General features: G+C 69.3%; 19 protein-coding genes. 3 read left to right on the top strand and 16 right to left on the bottom strand.

The window, feature by feature from the left end; all coding sequences use genetic code 11:
* The first annotated feature begins 13 nt into the window (after nt 1-13).
* A complete protein-coding gene (locus OHS03_RS10390) occupies nt 14-958 on the top strand; it encodes a PDR/VanB family oxidoreductase (RefSeq protein ID WP_328662535.1) in 945 nt (314 codons plus the stop codon).
* A gap of 24 nt (nt 959-982) precedes the next feature.
* Here OHS03_RS10390 and OHS03_RS10385 read toward each other — a convergent pair whose 3' ends face one another.
* Nucleotides 983-1,660: a TetR/AcrR family transcriptional regulator gene (locus OHS03_RS10385; RefSeq protein ID WP_407942473.1), complete on the bottom strand. Its 678-nt coding sequence runs from the start codon at nt 1,658-1,660 to the stop codon at nt 983-985.
* A gap of 111 nt (nt 1,661-1,771) precedes the next feature.
* Here OHS03_RS10385 and OHS03_RS10380 point away from each other — a divergent pair, with 111 nt between their 5' ends.
* Nucleotides 1,772-2,449 carry a hypothetical protein gene (locus OHS03_RS10380; protein ID WP_328662533.1) on the top strand — a complete coding sequence of 226 codons (678 nt, stop codon included), beginning with the start codon at nt 1,772-1,774 and terminating at the stop codon, nt 2,447-2,449.
* Nucleotides 2,446-3,255, top strand: a complete 810-nt coding sequence (locus tag OHS03_RS10375; protein WP_328662532.1) for an SDR family oxidoreductase — start codon at nt 2,446-2,448, stop codon at nt 3,253-3,255. Before OHS03_RS10380 ends, OHS03_RS10375 begins: the two co-directional genes overlap by 4 nt.
* A gap of 29 nt (nt 3,256-3,284) precedes the next feature.
* Here the strand turns inward: OHS03_RS10375 and fabD are convergent, their stop codons facing one another.
* From fabD to OHS03_RS10300, 15 genes are read right to left on the bottom strand one after another with little or no spacing between them, the layout of a single operon-like run.
* Nucleotides 3,285-4,238 (bottom strand): ACP S-malonyltransferase, encoded by a 954-nt coding sequence (fabD, locus tag OHS03_RS10370; protein WP_328662531.1) that lies wholly within the window; start codon nt 4,236-4,238, stop codon nt 3,285-3,287.
* A gap of 31 nt (nt 4,239-4,269) precedes the next feature.
* Nucleotides 4,270-5,487 (bottom strand): MFS transporter, encoded by a 1,218-nt coding sequence (locus OHS03_RS10365; protein WP_328662530.1) that lies wholly within the window; start codon nt 5,485-5,487, stop codon nt 4,270-4,272.
* Nucleotides 5,480-6,499: an LLM class flavin-dependent oxidoreductase gene (locus tag OHS03_RS10360; protein ID WP_328662529.1), complete on the bottom strand. Its 1,020-nt coding sequence runs from the start codon at nt 6,497-6,499 to the stop codon at nt 5,480-5,482. The genes OHS03_RS10365 and OHS03_RS10360 overlap by 8 nt, the downstream gene beginning before the upstream one ends.
* A gap of 14 nt (nt 6,500-6,513) precedes the next feature.
* The gene (locus tag OHS03_RS10355; RefSeq protein ID WP_328662528.1) at nt 6,514-6,723 is read right to left on the bottom strand and encodes an acyl-CoA carboxylase epsilon subunit; all 210 of its coding nucleotides are present in this window, start codon (nt 6,721-6,723) and stop codon (nt 6,514-6,516) included.
* Nucleotides 6,720-8,291 carry an acyl-CoA carboxylase subunit beta gene (locus tag OHS03_RS10350; RefSeq protein ID WP_328662527.1) on the bottom strand — a complete coding sequence of 524 codons (1,572 nt, stop codon included), beginning with the start codon at nt 8,289-8,291 and terminating at the stop codon, nt 6,720-6,722. The genes OHS03_RS10355 and OHS03_RS10350 overlap by 4 nt, the downstream gene beginning before the upstream one ends.
* A 36-nt stretch (nt 8,292-8,327) precedes the next feature.
* Nucleotides 8,328-10,283 (bottom strand): SDR family oxidoreductase, encoded by a 1,956-nt coding sequence (locus OHS03_RS10345; RefSeq protein WP_328662526.1) that lies wholly within the window; start codon nt 10,281-10,283, stop codon nt 8,328-8,330.
* Nucleotides 10,264-11,211, bottom strand: a complete 948-nt coding sequence (locus tag OHS03_RS10340) for an aromatase/cyclase (RefSeq protein WP_328662525.1) — start codon at nt 11,209-11,211, stop codon at nt 10,264-10,266. The genes OHS03_RS10345 and OHS03_RS10340 overlap by 20 nt, the downstream gene beginning before the upstream one ends.
* A gap of 30 nt (nt 11,212-11,241) precedes the next feature.
* The gene (fabG, locus tag OHS03_RS10335) at nt 11,242-12,024 is read right to left on the bottom strand and encodes a 3-oxoacyl-ACP reductase FabG (RefSeq protein ID WP_301907172.1); all 783 of its coding nucleotides are present in this window, start codon (nt 12,022-12,024) and stop codon (nt 11,242-11,244) included.
* 33 nt (nt 12,025-12,057) lie between these two features.
* A complete protein-coding gene (locus OHS03_RS10330; protein WP_056819520.1) occupies nt 12,058-12,321 on the bottom strand; it encodes an acyl carrier protein in 264 nt (87 codons plus the stop codon).
* A gap of 14 nt (nt 12,322-12,335) precedes the next feature.
* Complete coding sequence (locus OHS03_RS10325; RefSeq protein WP_328662524.1) at nt 12,336-13,559, bottom strand: ketosynthase chain-length factor; 1,224 nt, start codon at nt 13,557-13,559, stop codon at nt 12,336-12,338.
* Nucleotides 13,556-14,833 carry a beta-ketoacyl-[acyl-carrier-protein] synthase family protein gene (locus OHS03_RS10320; RefSeq protein WP_328662523.1) on the bottom strand — a complete coding sequence of 426 codons (1,278 nt, stop codon included), beginning with the start codon at nt 14,831-14,833 and terminating at the stop codon, nt 13,556-13,558. Before OHS03_RS10320 ends, OHS03_RS10325 begins: the two co-directional genes overlap by 4 nt.
* The gene (locus OHS03_RS10315) at nt 14,830-15,156 is read right to left on the bottom strand and encodes a TcmI family type II polyketide cyclase (RefSeq protein ID WP_056819517.1); all 327 of its coding nucleotides are present in this window, start codon (nt 15,154-15,156) and stop codon (nt 14,830-14,832) included. The genes OHS03_RS10320 and OHS03_RS10315 overlap by 4 nt, the downstream gene beginning before the upstream one ends.
* Before the next feature lie 23 nt (nt 15,157-15,179).
* A complete protein-coding gene (locus OHS03_RS10310; protein ID WP_328662522.1) occupies nt 15,180-16,634 on the bottom strand; it encodes an FAD-dependent monooxygenase in 1,455 nt (484 codons plus the stop codon).
* A gap of 20 nt (nt 16,635-16,654) precedes the next feature.
* A complete protein-coding gene (locus tag OHS03_RS10305; protein WP_328664164.1) occupies nt 16,655-18,403 on the bottom strand; it encodes an acetyl/propionyl/methylcrotonyl-CoA carboxylase subunit alpha in 1,749 nt (582 codons plus the stop codon).
* A 29-nt stretch (nt 18,404-18,432) separates the two neighbouring features.
* The gene (locus OHS03_RS10300) at nt 18,433-19,608 is read right to left on the bottom strand and encodes an acyl-CoA dehydrogenase family protein (protein WP_328662521.1); all 1,176 of its coding nucleotides are present in this window, start codon (nt 19,606-19,608) and stop codon (nt 18,433-18,435) included.
* Nucleotides 19,609-19,690: the final 82 nt, after the last annotated feature.

Raw genomic sequence — 19,690 nt, 5'->3', positions numbered from 1 at the left:
CCGGGTCAGCCCCGTGACCTGGATCGATGCGGTCGTCCACACCCGCACCCCGGCGACATCCGAGATCGCGGTGTTCGAACTCACCCCGGTCGACGGCACCGAGTTCCCCTCCTACACAGCGGGATCCCACGTCGACGTGCAGCTGGACTCGGGCCTGGTTCGCCAGTATTCACTGTGCGGACCATCCGAGCCGGGCCGATACCGCCTGGCGGTGCTGAACGTCGCGAACTCGCGGGGTGGGTCGCGGGCCATGCACACGCTCACGGTGGGCGATCGGGTGCGGATCTCAGCCCCGCGCAACCATTTTCCGCTCGCCGAGAAAGGCAGCCATGTACTGATCGCGGGCGGCATCGGCATCACACCGCTGCTGGCCATGCTGACGCACCTCGAGCAGACCGAGGCCGACTACGTTCTGCACTACAGTGCCCGAACCCGCGCTCGCGCGGCGTTTGTGGACGAACTGACCGAGAACCCCCGGGTTCGGTTGCACTTCGACGACGAAGACCCAGCCCTACTGCTCGACATCACCCGCGATCTGGGTGACCCGAGACCGAACACCGCGGTCTACGTCTGCGGACCCGACGGCTTCATGGACTACGTCGTAGGCAAAGCCGAAGCCCTCGGCTGGCCTCCCGCCGCACTACACACCGAACGATTCGGCACGGAGCTCACCACACCCACCGAGTCGGACCAGGCCGGATTCACCGTACGCCTGGCCTCCACCGGCGCCGAATACCTGGTCGCCGACGACCGAAGCGTGCTGGATGTCCTGCTGGACAACGGCGTCGATGCCCCCTATTCCTGCCAGCAGGGCATCTGCGGGGAATGTGTAGTGCGTGTACTGGCCGGCGAACCCGACCATCGCGACGACGTCCTCACCGACGCCGAACGCGCCGACGGCATGTTCACCACGTGCTCGTCACGATCCCACTCCCCCGTCCTCGAGGTGGACCTCTGAGAACGGTCGTAGCCGACCGTCTACTCAGCGCCGCCCCGTTGCTTCGAGCCTCGAACGGGCGATACCCACCGCGCTTTCTCCCACGGCGAGCCACAGCGAAGCGATGTCCTCGACGAGGCTGCTCCGGTCGATGGGCGCGGTCCCGTCCGCCCAGGACAGGATCGCCTGGGCGGTTCCGCCGATGACGAAGGCCGGAGCACTCGCGGCGAGCGAGTCGTTTTCCAGCTCGACACCGTGCACGCTGCGGGCGTGGCCGATGAGAATCGCGGTGAGCCCCTTCATCGCATCTGCTCGCCGAGCATGGGCGGTAGGACTGTCGGCCACGCCCCCGAGGAGGACCAGAGCCTTCCGTGGGTCGGTTCCCAACGCACCGACCACCGCATCGACCGCGGCGCGCGCTTGGTCCGCGAGGGGCAGCTCGATCGAGTCCACGTAGGCGGCGACAGCGGCCTGACCCACTTCCATCGCTACCTCATCGATCACCTCGCTCGCCACCGTGTCGAGATCGACGAAACTCTCGTAGAAATACCGCTTGTTGAGTTGCGCCTCGGCACAGATCCCCGCGACGGTCGCGGACCGCCACCGATTCTCGGCCATGGCAGTCAGGGCTGCATCGATCAACTGGGAGCGCCGCCGCCGGACGCGTTCCGGTGCGGACTCTCCCCCGTAGCTGCGTTTACCGGCTGAGGACACGCGCAGCATTCTCCCACCTCCGCGACAGCCGGTTGACCGTTGACATCCATCGGACAATTCTGGCACAGTTTCGTACCAGTTGATTCAGGTACCACTACGTACCAGATTGGAAGTCGCGCGATGACCGCAGAGCTGAAGGGCGTCGAGATGCCCGAGGAACACCTGCCGAACGCCACCGTGATGCTCGATGAGCTCCGTGCGCTGGCCGAACACAGCCCGACACGGGCGCGGACGGAGACGTGGTCCTACCTCCGTGCGCTGGGAAGCCGAGACGACCGCGACGCGCTGTCACAGCTCTTCGGCGCGGGCGTCGAACCCCGCGATCTGGACGGCAAGCTCGAAGGCCAGATCGTCGGGAAGCTGTTCGGCATTCCCGAAGCCGCACTCGCCAACCAGCTCATGAAGGTCGACCCGACGTGGCGGGGCAAATCCTTCGATCTGGCGGCAGGCACGGGCTTGAATCGCCTGTCCCCGATCGCGCTGCTGGCGATGCCCCTGGTCACCTTCGGCTACCTCGGACTGCGCATGGTCGACGGCGAGGCGGAAGGGTTCCACTTCCACCATTCCGTCGACCGGGGTCTCATCGAGCCGCGAGTCACGGTGCGCGCCTTGGACTATGGCGTGCCACAGCACAAGAACCCCGGCGTTCGCACCTTCCCGATCCGCAAGACGCGCGACGAGATCGTGGAACTGACGCCCGGCGTATATCTCGGCCGCGCACTGTTGTTCACAGGGGCCGAGGAGATCCGTCTCATCGCCTACTTCGCCCTGCGGCACCCCGTCGGCAGCCCGCTGTGATCGGGCTCGACGGCGCCAACGTCTGTGTGACCGGCGGCGCCCGCGGCATCGGACGCGCCACTGTCGCGGAACTGACCCGTCGCGGAGCCACGGTCTGGATCGGTGATCGCGACCTCGCCGCCGCACAGGAGACCGCCGAGGCACTCGGTGCCCACGCGCACTACCTCGACGTCACCGACGAAGCCAGCTTCCAGGAATTCCTTCGAGCGGCGTCGGAGCGAGCGCCCATCGACATGCTGGTCAACAACGCGGGAATCCAGCTCATGGGCCGTTTCGTCGATCACGACCTCGCCGCGTTACAGCGCGAGCTGGCGATCAACCTGGGAGCGGTGCTGACCGGAACGCACCTCGTCCTACCCGACATGATCCGCCGTGGACGAGGACATATCGTGAACGTGTCCTCGATGGCGGGCAAGGTCACCACCCCGGGTATCGCGACCTACTGCGCGTCGAAATTCGGCGTGGTCGCCCTCTCCCGGGCGGTCCGAGCCGAACTAGACGGAACCGGCGTCACACTGACCACCGTCATGCCGGCCGCCACCCGAACAGACCTGACCGCCGGGGTGTTACTGCGCCTGCAACCCACCCTCGCACCCGAAACCGTCGCCGCTGCCATCGTCGACAGCGCGGGACACGGCCGAGGTGAGGTGACCGTTCCCCGATACCTTGCCCCGATCGGCCTGCTCGAGGAAATCATCCCCGCGCAGATCATGTGGCACCTCAAACGATTCGTCGGTGGTGCCGATTACGGAGCCTTCGACCCGGTCGGACGACAGGCTTACCTCGATCGGACCCGATCATCCTGAGAGGGTGAGCCGCCGGATCGACACATCGGCTAGCCCTGCTCTTCGGGTGTGGATATCGCCGTCGAGCTGACGTCGGGGGCGATGCGGCGGGAGAATCCGGTCAGTACCTGCCCCGGGCCCAGTTCGACCAGTTCGTCGTAGCCGTCGCTCGCGGCCCGTTGGACGGTCTCCACCCAGCGGACCGGGGCCAGCAGTTGGCCACGCAGAAGGGCGCGGATCTCGGTGGGGTCGGTGACGTAGTCGGCCGTCACCGCGCTGAGCACCGGAACGAGCGGCGGCTGGAGGGCGTAGCGGTCGAGTTCGGCGCCGAATTCGGCGGCGATGTCGGCCATCAAGGGCGAATGGAAGGCTCCGGCGACCTTGAGCCGCACCACTTTCGCCGCGCCGGCGGACCGGGCCAGGTCCTCGAGGTCGGCTACGGCTGTGGCGGCGCCGGAGACCACGGTCTGGGTCGGCTGGTTGTAGTTGGCCACGCCGACGACGCCCGAGGTGACGCGGGCGCACAGTGCGTCGACCTGCTCGGCGGGCAGGCCGATGACGGCGCTCATCGCGCCGTCATAGCGGCGGGAGACCTCGGCCATGAGCTCGCCGCGGCGGCGTACCAGCTGCAGGACGGTGTCTTCGTCGAACACTCCGGCGACGGCCAGGGCGGTGAACTCCCCCAGGCTGTGACCGGCGACCGCCGCTGGCGGCAGTCCCCGCTGTGCGCGGACCGCGCTGAGGGCCAGGCTGGTGGCGACGATCGCGGGCTGGGCCACGTCGGTCGCCCGCAACTGTTCGGCGGTGCCGTCGACGCACAGCTGGGTCAGCGGAATGCCGAGAATGTCGTCGGCGCGGCGGAAGACCTCCTCGGCCACCGGGTAGTCGGTGATCCACGCGGCCATGCCGGGCCGCTGGGAGCCCTGGCCGGGGAACAGCGCCAGGGTTCTCGGGCCCGTCGCCAGCTGGTCGGGCTGTTCTCGGATGAAGACGTCGACGGTCATGACTGGGACCTCCTGGATGTGACTGTGGTTGTCATGGAACGGCTTTCGCCGGTGCGGATGTCACGGATGCGCGCAGTTCGCTGCTCGCGGCGAGAACCGCGAGCAGTCCGGCGACCGCGATCACCGCCGCCGCGGGACGGTAGGCATCGAAGGCCACCGCCACTGCGACGGTGATCGGCAGCACGAATGCCGCGCCGAACTGGACACCGGTTTGATACAGCGGCACCGCGATCGGGCGGAGTTCGGCGGGCACGGTGGCGGTCGATTGCATGTTCAGCGCGGCGAACGACAGGACGAACCCGGCTTCGATCAGCAGCAGTACCGGCAGCGCATCGGTCCCGTAGTCGTGGATCTCGGGTCGGGCGAACAGCAGCAGGTGCCCGGCCAGCGTCGCCACCGCGCCCGCGAGGATCAGGCGCGCGGTGCCGTACCGCTCCACGAACCGTCCCGCGAACGGAACCGACAGTGCCAGCGGCAGACTCGCCGGCAGCAGACCGACGGCGATCTGCCACGGCGCCCAACCGAGCGACTGGTGCAGTTGCACCGCGATCACCACCAGCAGTGCGAGGTAGCCGCCGTTGAGGGCTCCCGCGCCGAGGGCGGACCGTGCCAGCGAACCATTGCGCAACAACGGTTTCGACAGTCGCGGTGGGGCGGCCACCGGCGGGTCGGGGATCACCCGCCACGCGGCGACGAGCAGGGCGAGCGCGATCGGAGCGGGGAACACGAACAGCAGGTGCCAGTTCAGCGCGGCGAGCCAACCCGACAGCAGTAGGCCGGTGGTGAATCCGGCCGCACCGAAGACCGCGTACACCGAGATCGCGCGGCGCTGCTGGGCACCGGCGGGGAACTCCGCGGCGATCACCGCCAGCCCGGCGGGTGCGGTCAGCGCGGCGGCGGCGCCCTTCACCACGCGAGTCGCGACGAGCAGGGCCAGGTCGTCGGTGAGCCCGCCGATCACCGAGGCGACAGCGAACAAGGCCATGGCGACGAGATAGACCTGCCTGCGCCCGAACCGGGCGGCCAGCGCGGGCCCGGCGAGGAGCAGCGCGGCGAACCCCGCCGCGAAACCGCTGAGCAGCCACTGGGTTTGCCCGATCGACCGGTTCAGTTCTGTGGTGAGCACGCCGAGCGCGGGCACCAGGATGGAGCCCTCGATGGCGTCGAGAATCATGTTGCCCGACAGCACCAGCAGCAGTACCCAGCGGCGCCGATCCCAGGTCGGCGCCGCTGGTCGTACGTCAGCCATGGCCGTTGCGCACCGAGATCGGGCCACCGGTGCTCAGCTGGAACTGCTTGTCCAGCAACGGTGGCAGCTGTTCACTCACCAGCTCGATGTGGCGGGTGACCAAATCGTCGGGCATGCCGGCGATGCTGGCCCAGAAGATCAGGTGCCGCACCGGCAGACCGGCCACCCGTTCGTGGATCCGCACGGCGGCCTGTTCGGGGGTGAGAATCTCGAGCACGCCGAAGGATCCGTCCTCGGGACGTTGGCGCAGCTGATCGAGTTCGAGGGCGGGCGGCACCGGCGCGTCGGTGCCCTCCACCGACAGCTGCCGGTAGGAGTTCATCTGGTGTGCGAGGTGCGGTGCCACCCGAGCCCACGCGGCCTCGGGGTCATCGGCCAGCAGGATCGGCAGCAGATCGGAGACCCGCGCGGACTCGGGATCGTGGCCGCCTTCGATGAGGCCCTCGCGGTACAGCGGGAACAGCTGGTGCGAGATGTGCAGGAATCCGATGCCGAGGCGCCCGGCGAGGCGGGCGCCGCGCGGACCGTAGAACCCGCCCCACAGCGGCACGGGATCCTGGATCGGCCCCGGCGTGATCCCGCCGGTGGCCCACAGCCGCTGGATCTCGGCGATGTTGTCGCCGGTGCGCGCGAACCGGCGGCTGAAATCGGTGTCGAAGAGCTGGTATTCGGGCAGTCGGTAGCCGGCGCCGAGACCGAGTTCGAGCCGGCCGCCGCTGATCAGATCGACCAGTGCGGCCTCCTCGGCGAGCTGGGCCGGCTTGCGCAGGGCGGGCAGCACCACGGCGGTGCCGATGCGCACCCGCTTGGTTCTGGCGGCCGCCGCGGCGGCGAAGGTGAGCGGCTGCGGGAGATAGCCGTCCTCGAACAGGTGGTGCTCGGTGAACCAGACTCCGCCCGCGCCGCGCAGGTCGGCCTCCTCACAGAACTCGAGGGTGCGGGCGTAGTGGTCGGCCCACGGGCGCTGCCACTGTGCGGGGTTGCGCAGGTCGAAGAGCAGTCCGACGTCCATGGTGGCTCCGTTCGTCAGCGGGTGGATCCGGTCCACGCGCGGGGGTCGGTGAAGGCGGGTCGGCGTTCCAGACGCCGCCAGCGAGCGACGGGCCTGGTCGGGGTAGGCGCCGCGGCGGCGGCCCGTCGCCGGGCGAGCAGCAGCACGAGCAGCGCGCCGAGTTCGTCCGGGTCGGCGCTGCCCTTCTCGACGCGCAGGAAGGGCACCGGGTCCTCGGCGCTCATTGCGGTGGATTCCCGTGCTTGCGGCGGGGCAGATCGGTGTCTTTGCCCGCCAGCATGGCGAAGGCGCGGATCAGCACGCCACGGGTGTCACGCGGGTCGATCACGTCGTCGATGAGTCCGCGCTCGGCCGCGTAGTAGGGATGCACGAGTTCCTCGCGGTACTCGGCGATCTTGCGGTCCCTGGTGGCCACGGGATCCTCCGACGCGGCGATCTCGCGCCGGAACACCACGTCGGCCGCGGCCTCGGCGCCCATGACGGCGATCTCGTTGGTCGGCCAGGCCAGCGCGAGATCGGTGCCGATCGACAGCGAGTCCATCACGATGTAGGCGCCGCCGTAGGACTTGCGCAGTACCAACGAGATTCGCGGCACCGTCGCGTTGCAGTAGGCGTAGAGCAGTTTCGCGCCGCGACGGATGATGCCCGCGTGTTCCTGGCCGACGCCGGGCAGGAACCCCGGCACGTCGACCAGGGTCAGCAACGGAATGTTGAAGGCGTCGCAGAACTGGACGAACCGCGCGCCCTTCTCGCTGGCGTCGATGTCGAGGACCCCGGCCAGGCTCATCGGCTGGCTGGCCACCACCCCGACCACGTGGCCGTCGAGCCGGGCCAGCGCGCATACCAGGTTGGTCGCCCAGGTGGCCTGTACTTCGAAATAGTCGCCGTCGTCGACGATTTCGGCCAGTACCTCGCGAATGTCGTAGGGGCGGTTGCCGTCCAGCGGCACCAGATCGGTCAGCGCCGTGGTCTGCCGGTCGGCGGGGTCGGCGGTGAACGCCACCGGTGGCAGCTCCCGATTGTTGGCGGGCAGCATCGACAGCAGCGCGCGGACATCGGACAGGCACGACTGCTCGTCGTCGTAGACGAAATGCGCCACCCCCGAGACCGAGGCGTGGATGTCGGCGCCGCCGAGTTCGTCGTGGGTCACCACCTCGCCGGTCACGGTGCGCACCACATCGGGGCCGGTGATGAACATCTGCGCGATATCGCGCACCACGAAGACGAAGTCGGTGAGCGCCGGCGAGTACGCCGCCCCGCCGGCGCACGGCCCGAGCATGACGCTGATCTGCGGGATGACTCCCGAGGCCCTCGTGTTGCGGCGGAAGATCCCGCCGTAGCCCGCCAGTGCCGTCACGCCCTCCTGGATGCGGGCGCCCGCACCGTCGTTGAGCGAGACCAGCGGAGCGCCCGCCGTGACGGCCATGTCCATGATCTTGTGGATCTTCTGCGCGTGCGCCTCACCGAGCGCGCCGCCGAAGATCCGGAAGTCGCTGGCGTAGACGAAGACCGTGCGCGTGTCCACGGTTCCCCACCCGGTGATCACGCCGTCGGTGTGGGGTCTGCGCGCCTCCAGTCCGAAGCCGGTGGCCCGGTGTCTGCGCAGCGGCTCCACCTCGACGAACGAACCGGGGTCGAGGAGCAGGTCGATGCGTTCGCGGGCGGTGAGTTTGCCCTTGGCGTGCTGGCGTTCGGTGGCCGCCGGGTCGGGGCCCAGACGGGCGGCGCGCTTGAGCGCGTCGAGTTCGTCGAGCCGTTGGGTGTACCCGGTGGGTTCTTGCACTGTCGTCATCGGATCTCCTGATGTGGTTCGGCGGCGGCCGTGCTGTCAGCCGAGTAGCGTCCCGCCGGTGGCGTCGATGAACGCGCCGGTGATCCAGCGGGCTTCGTCGGTGGCGAGGAAGGTGACGACATCGGCGACGTCGACCGCCTCGCCGACGCGTTTGAACGCCGAGAACTGCGCCATCTGCTCGACCGCCTCCGGGATGTCGAACACGGCGCTGCCGTTGTTGGTGATGCCGGGCGCGACACTGTTGACGGTGATCCCGCGCGGTGCCAGGTGTCGGGCGAAGTGCAGCGTGATCTGCTCCACCGCACCCTTGGTCATCGAGTAGGCCACCTGGTCCGGGCTGGCGAATCGGGTGAGTCCGGAGGAGATGTTGATGATGCGCCCGCCCTCGGGCAGCAGGCCGAGAGCGCGCTGCACGATGAAGAACGGCGCACGGACATTGACCGCGAACAGCCGGTCGAAGTCCTCGGGTGTCACGTCCTCGGGGGCCACGCCTGCCGGGGTGGTGACACCGGCGTTGTTGACCAGGATGTCGAGCGTGGTCTGCCCCGTCCGTTCCTTGAGTCCCTGTTCGAGACCGAGGAACAGCTCGTGGACGCCACCTGTCGTGCCGAGCTCGGCCCGCACGGGAAACGCACGGCCGCCGTCGTTCTCGATGACCTCGACGGTCTCGCGGGCGGCGGCCTCGTTGTCCGCGTAGTGCACGGCCACGAGCGCGCCCTTGGCGGCGAGCTGGCGGGCGGTCGCGCGGCCGATGCCGCGGCTGGATCCGGTGACCAGGGCGGTCTTGTTCGTGAGGCTCATCGGTGTCTCCTTGGAATCGGGTGGTGCGGGCGCCGGGTCGCCGGGACCTGGCAGGCCGCTGATCATGCGGGCGAGATGGGATCGGACATCGTCGAGCCGCAGGAGCTCGGCGAACAGCTGCCGGGCGGGTTCGACCTCCGGTCCGCCCAGCAGCAGCAAGGTCTGGGCGCGAATATTGGTCAGGGTGCGGGCGCCGACGGCGTGGCGGGTGCGGTGATAGCCGTCGAGTTCGGCCTCGGCGGCGGTGCCGGTGATCGTGGCGATCAACCGGCCCGACAGGTCGGCGGCGTCCTGCAAGCCGAGGTTGAGAGCTTGGCCGCCCACCGGCATCTGCCGATGGGCCGCGTCGCCGGCGAGCAGGACCCGGCCGTGCCGGTACCGGGTGACCTGCTGACTGGTGTCGTCGAACGCGTTGCGCCACAGCGGTGTTCCGTGTTCGATCGACTCGCCGGTCACCTGTTCCCAGGCGTCGGTGATCTCGGCGAACTCCGGTTCCCCGCCCCCGGCGCGGGGTGCGGCGCCGTAGACGTGCACCATCACCCTGGTGCTGCCGTCGGGCCAGCGCGAGGACACCGCCAGCCCGTGCGGGAGTCGTTCGAAACGACGGGCCGGGATATCGATTCCGGCCACGTCGGCTCGCAGCATCTCCCGCCCGGCCTCGGGACCCGCCAGCTCGAATCCGGCCAGCTCGCGCACGGTGCTGCGTTCCCCATCGCAACCGACGAGGTAGGCGCCCCGGTGGGTGTGCCGTTCGCCGTCCGGGGTGACGGTCTCGATCAGCACAGCGCCCGCCTGCGCGGTCAGGGTGGTGGCGCGGTGCCCACGCCGGAGCACCGCGCCCGCCTCGAGTGCTCGTTCCTGCAGCACCGCTTCCAGCCGGACCTGCGGGCACTTCCACTGGCCCGAGAACCGGTGGGCCGGATCGGCTTCGGTCAGATCCAGGCGCAGTCCGCCGAAGTGTCCCGGTCCGCCGTCGGGCAGCGGCCCGAGCCGATCGAGCACGCCCCGCTCGGCGAGCACGTCCATGGTGCGGGCGTGCAGGGTGGAGGCCCGCGATTCGGTGGTGGGGGTGATCCGCTGTTCCACCACCGTCACGCGGACGCCCTGCCCGGCCAGATCGCCCGCGAGCAGCAACCCGACCGGCCCCGCGCCGACGATCAGGACGTCGGTGTCATCGACGGGCTTCGGCATAGTTCTTGGCGTGGTTCAGCGTGGCCCGGCTGTTGCCCCCGAGTGCCTCGCGCAGGAAGGTCCGAGCCTCGGGCACCCCGGCGTCGGGGCCGAGGATCTCGGTGATCCGCGACGCCTCGATGATCACCGTGTGCTGCGAGGACGCGGTGGTCGAGCCGTCGGGGTTGGTCCGGAACTCCCAGTAGCCGGTGTGCAGGGCCATCAGAGCGGGCAGGGTGGTCTGCTTGTAGGCGATCCGGTGCTGCGGGAAGCAGACCCGGACCGACTCGGTGGTGTGACTCGATCCGTCCTTGGTCAGGGTGTCCATGCGCAGCACCTGCACACCGGGGGTGTTCTCGGTGAGCTGCACCGAGGCCACGTGCGGCAGGCGCTCGGTCCACAGGTTCGCCTCGTTCACGAAGTCGTAGACATCGCTTGCCGCACCGGCGATCTCGACCGAGTCGACGAACGACAGGGTCAGATCGGCGGTGCGCACCACCGACTCCACCGCGGCCTTGAGACCGGGCAGTTCCGCACGGCTGTTGTCGTCGACCGCCTTCTCGATCCACGCCAGCCCGTCGGGATCGTCGTCGATGGCTCGGTAGGAGTGCAGCAGCCGCAGCTCGGTCCCGCCGTCCTCGCGCGGTTCGATGATCCAGGTGCCGCTCATCTGGGCCACCGGGGGCGCGGATACCTCCTGCCAGAAGGTGATCCGCAGCTGCTCGGGATCGAGCACGCGGCGCGAGATCCAGGTCTTGGGTTCACCGTTGGCGGTGGCCCAGATCTGGATGCGTTCCTCGTTGCCCTCGTGTTCGAGGCGGGTCACATACACCGAGGGCGGGAACAGCCGGGGCCAGTTCTCCACCTCGGCCAGAAGGCGGTACACCTCGGTCGGCGGGGCCGCCACGGTGATCGTGTGCTCGACCTCGCGGGTGGTCTGCGTCGTCATGGAAGTCTCCTGGTTGCTCGTCGGCCGGAATCAGAAGTTGCCGAGTCCGCCGCAGACGTTGAGCGCCTGCGCGGTGATGGAGGCGGCCAGATCGGACGCCAGGTAGCCGACCAAGCCGGCCACCTCTTCGGGGGTGGAGTAGCGGCCGAGCGGGATCTTGGCCTGGAACTTGGTGAGGATCGCGTCCTCGGTGGTGTCGTAGGCCGCGGCGTAGCCGGACCGAACCCGTTGCGCCATCGGTGTTTCCACGTAGCCGGGGCACACGGCGTTGACCGTGATCCCGGTCGGGGCCAGCTCGTTGCCGAGCGCCTTGGTGAACCCGACGACGCCGTGCTTGGACGCCGAGTACGGTGCCCCGAGCACCACACCCTGCTTGCCCGCCGTCGAGGCGATGTTGATGATGCGGCCGCGCTGTTTTTCTCGCATGCCGCCGGTGGTGAGCACCTCGCGACTGGCCAGGAACACGCTGTTGAGGTTGGTCGCGATCACGTCGGACCACAGTTCCTCGGTGAGGTCGGCGGTGACGCCGCCGCCGGAGCGGCCCGCGTTGTTGACCAACACGTCCACCGGGCCGTACCGGTCGACCGCGGCCCGTACGAACGCCGAGATGTCCTCGGCCGCACGGACATCGGCGGTGGTGCCGTCCACGTCGAAGCCCTCGCCCCGCAAGTGCGCGACGGTGTCGGCGACGGCTTCCTTGTTTCGTGCGCACAGGAACACCCGGTGTCCCTGTCCGGCCAGTTGACGGACCGAGGCGAGGCCGATGCCGCTGGTGGCGCCGGTGACCAGAGCCACCTTGTCGTCGTTGGTCATATCTGTTCTCCTGTCGGGCAATCGGTTTCGCGCTCAGCTGGGCTGGGGCGCTTCGAGCAGCTGTTCGTTGACCAGGTCGACCAGCGCGCGTGGCGTGGTCACGGCGACGACGGCGTCGTCGTCGAGGGTGACGCCGAATTCGCGCTTGATCCGGCCGGTGGTCTCGAGCAGCGCCAGCGACTCGTAGCCGAGGTCTTCGAATTCGATGTCGGCGAATTCGCCGTCGAGGCCGGGGCTGTCGCCGCTGCCTTCTCGTAGGATGCGGCGCAGATCGTCGAGTGTGAACGATGTCGACACGGGCTTTCCTTTCCTCAGGGGCGAAGGTGTTCGGGGCCGCGCACGACCATGGCGGAGTTGAACCCGCCCGCACCGCGGGCGAGTACGAGCGCGGTCCGCACGGGTGCGGGCCTGACCTCGGTGACCAGGTCGAGCTGGTAGTCCGCGGCGAGATCGGTGCCGATGGTCGGCGGGATCACCCCGTCGCGGATGGACAGGAAGGCGGCGGCCAGGTCCAGCGGTGCCGCGCCCGAATAGAGCCGTCCGGTCATGGTTTTCGGTGCTGTCACCGGCACGCCACGCGCACCGAACACCGCGACCAAGGCGTCGACCTCGATCCGGTCGAGTTCGGCGATGCCGGCGGCATCGGCGAAGACGACGTCGATGTCGGCGGGAGTCACCCCCGCGTCGCCGAGGGCGAGTTCGATCGCCCTGCGCAGTCCCGGCTCGCCAGGCCCGTCGGGACGCGGGTCGACGGTCGCCGCGTGCCCGGCGATCTCGCCGTAGATCTGAGGCGCATCGCGGCGTCTGGCGTGCTCGGCGTCCTCGAGGACCAGCAGCGCGCCACCCTCACCCGGGACGTAGCCGTCGGCGTGCGCGTCGAACGGCAGGTAGGCGCGGTCCGGGTCGGTGACGGTGCTCAGTCCACCGCCCGCCAGCTGTGCCACCCAGCCCCACGGGCAGATCGAGGCGTCGATCGCGCCGGTCACCACCAGCGTGGTTCCGCGCCGAATCTGCCTGCGCGCCTGGGCAACCGCGTCCAGCCCACCGGCCTGGTCGCTGACCACCACGCTGCTCGGCCCGCGCAGCCCGTTGCGGATGGAGATCTGTCCGCTGTTGACCGCGTAGAACCAGGCGAAGGACTGGTAGGCGCTCACGTACTCGCCACCCTTGCTCCACAGTGCGCGAAGTTCGTTCTGCCCGAACTCGAAGCCACCCGAACTGCTGGCGGTGATCACGCCCGCGGCGTAGTCGGGCAGCTCGTCGGGTCGCACTCCGGCGTCGGCGAAGGCCCAGTCCGCGCTCACCAGAGCCAGCCGCGTCATCCGGTCGGTCTGTGGCAACAGTCTGCCCGGCAGGTGCTCCTCGGCCTCGAATCCGGTGATCTCCCCGGCCAATTGCGCGGGATAGGACGCGGGGTCGAACCGGGTGACCCGGCGGATCCCGGTGCGCCCGGCCAGCGTGGTGCGCCAGTATTCTTCCAGCCCGAGACCGGTCGGCGCGGCGACGCCGAGCCCGGTCACCACCGCGGCGGTCATCGTCGGCTCCGGAAAGGATCGGCGAGCACGACCGCGCTCTGGAACCCACCGAACCCGCTGCCCACCGACAGCACCACGTCGACCTTGTGGTCGCGCGCGGTCAACGGCACGTAGTCCAGATCGCATTCGGGGTCGGGATTGTGCAGGTTCGCCGTGGGCGGCACCACGTTGTTGACCAACGCCAGCACCGACGCCGCGATCTCGATCGACCCGATCGCGCCGAGCGAATGCCCGACCATCGACTTGATCGAGCTCATCGGCGTGCGGTACGCGTGATCGCCGAGAACGCGCTTGACCGCGGCGGTCTCGTGCCGGTCGTTCTGTTTGGTGCCGGAACCGTGCGCGTTGATGTAGTCGATCTCGGTGCCGTCGATCCGTGCCTGGCCGAGTGCGGTGCGGATCGCCTCGGCCATCTCCTTGCCGTCCGGGCGCAGTCCGGTCATGTGGAAGGCATTGGAACGGGTGGCGTGTCCGGCCAGCTCGGCGTAGATCGTCGCGCCGCGTTTGCGCGCGCTCTCCAGTTCCTCGAGCACGAACACCGCCGCGCCCTCGCCGAGGACGAAACCGTTGCGGCTGGCGTCGAAAGGCCGCGAAGCGTGCGCGGGATCGTCGTTGCGCGGGGTGGTCGCCTTGATCGCGTCGAAGCAGGCCACCGTGATCGGGCTGATCGGGGCATCGGTAGCGCCCGCGATCATCACGTCCGCGCCGCCTTCGCGCAGCACCTCCGCGGCGTAGCCGACCGCGTCCAGACCGGAGGTGCACCCGGTGGACACCACGGTCGACGGTCCCTGCGCGCCGACCGCCCAGGCTACTTCGGTCGCGAACGAACTCGGGACGAAGTAGTTGTAGAGGTGCGGCACCGCGTAGTTGTGATCGACCAGTTCCAGCCGCCCACCATCACTGACGGTGCGGTACTCCTCATCGAGGCCCATCGTGGCGCCCACCGCACTGCCGATGGTGACACCGGTCCGGAACGGGTCGATATCGTCGAACTCGAGCCCGCTGTCGGCGACCGCCTCGCGGGCACTGACCACCGCCAGCTGCGCCGCCCGGTCCATCCGCCGGATCTCCTGCGGGGTCAGGCCGTGTAATTCGGGGTCGAAGTCGATCTCGGCGGCCACCTGGGACCGGAACGGCGCCGGATCGAACAGCGAGATCCGTCCGGTCGCGGTGCGGCCGTTGGAGATCAGGTCCCAGAAGCTCTTCGTTCCCACCCCGCCGGGAGCACAGACGCCGACGCCGGTGATCACCACCCGGCGTTCCGGGCCGCTCATCGCGCGTTCCAGTCGTAGAAGCGGTGCGCCATCGCGTCCGCGGGTGAGCGCCAGGTCTTCGGGTCGTAGGCTTCGATGAACGGCTTGAGATCCTGACTGATCCGCACGAAGCGGTCGTCGGTCTTGGCGTCCTCGATCCGTTCGCCACCGTTGTCCTCGTCGAAGTCCTGCAGGTGGAAGTACAGGCCGCGGTAGTGGAAGAGCTGGCGGCGGCGCGTGCCCATCCGGTGCGGCACCTCGGTGGTGTCGAATTCCCGGAACAGTCCGGCGACATCGCCTGCGGACGCGAGGTCCATGCGGGCCACGATCAGTGTGCTGAACATTGACTTCCCCTTCTCTCGGATGTTCATCGGGCCGGCCCGAACCAGCGGTCCAGGACGGTCGGCAGGTCGTCGTGAGTACCGGGGGCGACCCAGGCCACATGGCCGTCGGGCCGCACCAGCAGCGCGGTGGTGCGCGCGTCGGCGTCGATGGGTTCGGTGGCGGTCGCGGTGACCACGTCGATGCGGTCGGTCCACGGCTGGGCCCGGCGGCGCAGCGCCGGGTTGTCGGTGAGGTCGAGCAGAACGCCCCGACCCGGCCGCAGCAGTGCTGCGGTGTCGGTGGCGTGCGCGCCGCGCACGAGCCTGCGCCGCGGCAACCGCGCGCCCAGTAGCGGATGGGAACCGCCGCCCACGTCGTAGCGGATGTCGAGACCGGTGACCCGGGCCGCGAGGTGCCGTTCCACCTCCGGATAGGCGACCAGTTCGCGCAGCACTTCACGCAGTGGCCCGACCTCCTCGCCGCCGAGGATGAACAAGCTCTGCGCCTTGGTGTTGGCCAGCAGCCGCTGCCCGACCGGGTGACGTTCCCCGTGGTAGGTGTCGAGCAGGGTGACCGGTGCCCTGCCGCGGCTCACCGCGGCGAGCTTCCAGCCGAGGTTCACCGCGTCCTGGATGCCGGTGTTCATGCCCTGCCCGCCCGCGGGCAGGTGCACGTGCGCCGCGTCGCCCGCGACCAGCACCCGCCCCCGCCGGTACTCGGTGACCAGACGCGCGGCGTCACCGAAGGCGCTCACCCAGACCGGTTCCGCGTGCGAGATGTCGACATCGGTCAGCCGCTTCCAGACATCGGCGACCTCGGCGAAATCCGGTGGGCCGGTGCGACGCCGGGGTGCGGCGCCGCGTTCGCCGACGATGATCCGGTAGGCGCCGCCGGGCAGCGGGGCACTCATCACCATGCCGCCGGATACCTGCTGGCCGATCATCCGCGGCGCGATCTCCACTCCGCGGACATCGGCGAGCAGCAGTTCGGTGGTGGCCGGGGTACCGGGGAAGTCGAACCCGGCGGCCTTGCGCACCACGCTGCGGCCACCGTCGGCGCCGACGAGATAGCCGGCACGCAACGACGCGTGCTCCGCGAAATGCACGGTGACGCCGTCGGCGTCGCTGTCGAGCCCGACGACTTCGTGTCCGCGCCGGATGTCGGCGCCCAGCTCACGCGCCCAGCCCTCCAACACCGCTTCGGTCGTCGACTGGGGCACCACGCGTGGCGCTTCCAGCGGTGCGCCGAGGACCGTGAGGTCGAGCGAAATCCCGCCGAAATGCCCCGCCGAACCGGTCTCCACCGCGCCGAAGCGGCCGAGCAGTCCACGCTGGTCGAGCACTTCGGTGGTGCGCAGGGTCAACCCGATGCCGCGCGATTCCCCGGTGCGGGCGGGCAGCCGGTCGACGACGATCACGTCGACGCCCGCCAGCCGCAGTTCCCCGGCCAGTGTCAGCCCGGTCGGTCCCGCGCCTGCCACGATGACGGCAGCGTCCATGGTTACCTCCTGAATTCCGTTCATGCCGCATGACTTCCGGAGTCGTCGAGGCGGCACACTGTGGTGCCGGAGCTCACCGTCGTGCCGACGGTGGCGGTCAGTTCGCGCACGATGCCCGCCCGGTGCGCGGTGAGCGGCTGTTCCATCTTCATGGCCTCGAGAACGGCGACGAGGTCGCCGGAATCGACCCATTGCCCTTCTGTCACAGCGATTTTCACGACAGTGCCCTGCATCGGCGCGACCAGCGCATCGGAGGCGGAAGCGCCGCGTCCACCGCGTGCGGTGCGAGCGCTGCGGCGTGGTGCCGCGATGCCGATGCGGTCGGGGGCAGGCAGCGAGACCTCGACCCGTCGGCCGCTGATCTCCACGACCACCGTCTCCCGCTGGGGTTCGGCTGTCGTCTCCCCCGCGATGTCCTGCGCGGCGATGCGATTGTCGAAGTCGGTCTCGATCCAGCGGGTGTGCACCGTGAACGGCGCGCCGGTGAAGGCGGGGTCGTCGAGTACCGCGCGGTGGAACGGCAGCGTCGTCGCGACGCCGTCCACGGTGAGCTCGGCGAGGACCCGGCGCGACCGTGCCAGCGCTTGATCGCGGTCGGCGCCGGTGACGATCACCTTGGCCAGCAACGAGTCCCAGGCCGGGCCGATCACCGATCCCTGCTCCACGCCGGTGTCGACCCGCACCCCCGGACCCGAGGGCGCGGCGAACTTCGTCACCGTGCCCGGCGCGGGCAGGAATCCACGCCCCGGGTCCTCGGCGTTGATGCGGAACTCCAGCGCGTGCCCGCGCGCGGGCGGGTCGTCGTAGCCGAGTGGTTCACCGCGGGCGATCCGGAACATCTCCCGGACCAGGTCGATCCCGGTCACTTCTTCGCTCACGGGATGTTCGACCTGCAGCCGGGTGTTCACCTCCAGGAACGACAGCGTCCCGTCACGCCCGATCAGGAATTCGCAGGTGCCCGCACCCACGTACCCCGCCTGGGACAGGATCGCCTTCGACGCCCGGTACAGCTCGTCGCGTTGGGTGTCAGTCAGGAACGGTGCGGGTGCCTCCTCCACCAGCTTCTGGTGGCGGCGCTGCAACGAGCAATCCCTCGTGGACACCACCACCACATGCCCGAAAACATCAGCGAGGCACTGGGTTTCCACGTGACGCGGTTGCTCGAGGTAGCGCTCCACGAAGCACTCCCCGCGCCCGAAGGCGGCGGTGGCCTCGCGCACGGCCGCGTCGAACAGCTCGGCGATCTCCGCGCGCTCCCGCACCACCCGCAACCCGCGACCGCCGCCACCGTGGGCGGCTTTGATCGCGATCGGCAGTCCGTGCCGGTCGGCGAAGTCGACCGCCTCGGCCGCTCCGCCGATCGGATCCCGCGTGCCCGGGACGAGTGGCGCGCCGACCGCCTCGGCGATGCGCCGGGCCGACACCTTGTCACCGAGCGCACGGATCGCCGCGGGCGGCGGGCCGATCCAGGTGAGACCGGCGTCGAGCACCGCCTGCGCGAAATCGGCGTCCTCGGAGAGGAATCCGTAGCCGGGGTGCACCGCGTCCGCACCGGCGGCGGCTGCCGCGCGCAGCAGTTTCGCGGCGTCGAGGTAGCTCGTCGCCGGCGTGTCCCCGCCCAGCGCGTACGCCTCGTCCGCCAGCCGCACATGGGGTGCGTCCCGATCGGGTTCGGCGTAGACCGCGACCGCGGCCAATCCTTCGTCACGGCACGCGCGCACGACGCGGACCGCGATCTCGCCCCGATTGGCGATGAGTACCTTGCGCATGGTCGCTGCTCCCTGTCGCTTCGTCACGGTCACAGGTAGACGGTGTTGGGCGGCAGGCCGACCAGCGAACGGCCGTACAGCTCGATGTTCACGCTGGGCGTGATCATCGCGTGCAGCGAGGTCGCGTGGATATCGCGCTGCAACCGCGCGATCGGCACGTCGCGCTGGATCGAGGAACCGCCACTGGCTTGGGCCAGGATCTCCACCGCCTGCTTGGCCTGGTGGGCCACCCACCCGATCTGCACCCGCGACCAGACCCGTTCCTGTTCGGTCCACGCCTCGTTCGCCGCGGCCTTCGCATCGATCACGTCGGCGTAGGTCCGCGCCCGCGCCTCGGCGTCCTCGATCAGCAAGGCCGCCTCGCCGACCTGCAAATGGGTGACCGGGGCGTCGAGCTGGCTGGGGTAATCGGTGTAGGTGATGGGCCGACCGGGCAGCCGTTCGACGAACGCCGCCAGCGCCGCCCGCGCCGCACCGACGAGCTGACCGGTCTGGATCGCGGTGACCGGCACCAGCACCGGTGCCGCGTACTGCGGCTTGAGCACGTTCACCGCCGACTTGGACCGATTCTGGTAGAAGTCCTCGCCGGTGATCACCCGATGCTCGGGCACGAAGACGTTCTCGGCGATCGTCGAGACGCTGCCGGAGCCTTCCAGCCCGGAGGTGTACCAGTCGTCGACGATGCGCAGATCAGCCGTCGGCACCAGGGCGAAGATCGGCACCGGCTCGGCGCCGGGCTCGGTCGGCAGCGCCACGGTGACCTTCCAGTGTGCGTGCAGCACACCGCTGTTGAAGCGCCACGTACCGTTCAGTACCCAACCGCCGTCGACCTTCGTCGCGGTACCGGTGGGCGCGGTGGTGCCCGAGATCCGCACGTTCGGTGTCGCGAAGACCTCATCGAGTGCGGCGTCGGGCCACAGCGCCGACATCCAGGTGAGCGAGGCGTAGATCGACAGGCAGAAGGCCACCGAGGTGTTGCCACGGGCGACCTCGGCGAGCACGTCCACGAAATCGCGGGTGTTGGATTCGTACCCGCCGTACTGCGCGGGAACCTGCATGTTCAGCAGCGAGGATTCCTCGATCGCTTCGATGACATCGTCGGGCAGGCGGCGGTTCTCGTCGATCCACCGGGCCCGCGACCGCAATAGCGGCGCCAGCTTGGTGGCACGCTCGACGAGTTCCTCACGGGACGGATTGGTAGACATGGTCGATTCCTCTCGCCGAATATCGTGAATACCGAAGCGGTATCGAAGAAGTTCGAGAATTATTCGGCGACAACGCTGCTCA

Origin of the sequence: Nocardia salmonicida, from assembly GCF_036142455.1 — a bacterium.
Taxonomy (GTDB): Bacteria; Actinomycetota; Actinomycetes; order Mycobacteriales; family Mycobacteriaceae; genus Nocardia; species Nocardia salmonicida.
The sequence above is the reverse complement of the archived record's forward strand: the minus strand, read 5'-3'. Positions and strand labels throughout refer to the sequence as shown.

What these genes read in the sequence shown, in the direction of transcription:
- OHS03_RS10305 (WP_328664164.1), bottom strand. Translation starts at nt 18,403, where the DNA reads ATGCGCAAGGTACTCATCGCCAATCGGGGCGAGATCGCGGTCCGCGTC.
- OHS03_RS10300 (WP_328662521.1), bottom strand. Translation starts at nt 19,608, where the DNA reads ATGTCTACCAATCCGTCCCGTGAGGAACTCGTCGAGCGTGCCACCAAG.
- OHS03_RS10360 (WP_328662529.1), bottom strand. Translation starts at nt 6,499, where the DNA reads ATGGACGTCGGACTGCTCTTCGACCTGCGCAACCCCGCACAGTGGCAG.
- OHS03_RS10320 (WP_328662523.1), bottom strand. Translation starts at nt 14,833, where the DNA reads ATGAGCGGCCCGGAACGCCGGGTGGTGATCACCGGCGTCGGCGTCTGT.
- OHS03_RS10345 (WP_328662526.1), bottom strand. Translation starts at nt 10,283, where the DNA reads ATGCCGAAGCCCGTCGATGACACCGACGTCCTGATCGTCGGCGCGGGG.
- fabD (WP_328662531.1), bottom strand. Translation starts at nt 4,238, where the DNA reads ATGACCGTCGACGTCTTCATCCGAGAACAGCCCGACCAGCTGGCGACG.
- OHS03_RS10325 (WP_328662524.1), bottom strand. Translation starts at nt 13,559, where the DNA reads ATGACCGCCGCGGTGGTGACCGGGCTCGGCGTCGCCGCGCCGACCGGT.
- OHS03_RS10380 (WP_328662533.1), top strand. Translation starts at nt 1,772, where the DNA reads ATGACCGCAGAGCTGAAGGGCGTCGAGATGCCCGAGGAACACCTGCCG.
- OHS03_RS10365 (WP_328662530.1), bottom strand. Translation starts at nt 5,487, where the DNA reads ATGGCTGACGTACGACCAGCGGCGCCGACCTGGGATCGGCGCCGCTGG.
- OHS03_RS10385 (WP_407942473.1), bottom strand. Translation starts at nt 1,660, where the DNA reads ATGCTGCGCGTGTCCTCAGCCGGTAAACGCAGCTACGGGGGAGAGTCC.
- fabG (WP_301907172.1), bottom strand. Translation starts at nt 12,024, where the DNA reads ATGACCAACGACGACAAGGTGGCTCTGGTCACCGGCGCCACCAGCGGC.
- OHS03_RS10350 (WP_328662527.1), bottom strand. Translation starts at nt 8,291, where the DNA reads ATGACGACAGTGCAAGAACCCACCGGGTACACCCAACGGCTCGACGAA.
- OHS03_RS10355 (WP_328662528.1), bottom strand. Translation starts at nt 6,723, where the DNA reads ATGAGCGCCGAGGACCCGGTGCCCTTCCTGCGCGTCGAGAAGGGCAGC.
- OHS03_RS10310 (WP_328662522.1), bottom strand. Translation starts at nt 16,634, where the DNA reads ATGGACGCTGCCGTCATCGTGGCAGGCGCGGGACCGACCGGGCTGACA.
- OHS03_RS10315 (WP_056819517.1), bottom strand. Translation starts at nt 15,156, where the DNA reads ATGTTCAGCACACTGATCGTGGCCCGCATGGACCTCGCGTCCGCAGGC.
- OHS03_RS10340 (WP_328662525.1), bottom strand. Translation starts at nt 11,211, where the DNA reads ATGACGACGCAGACCACCCGCGAGGTCGAGCACACGATCACCGTGGCG.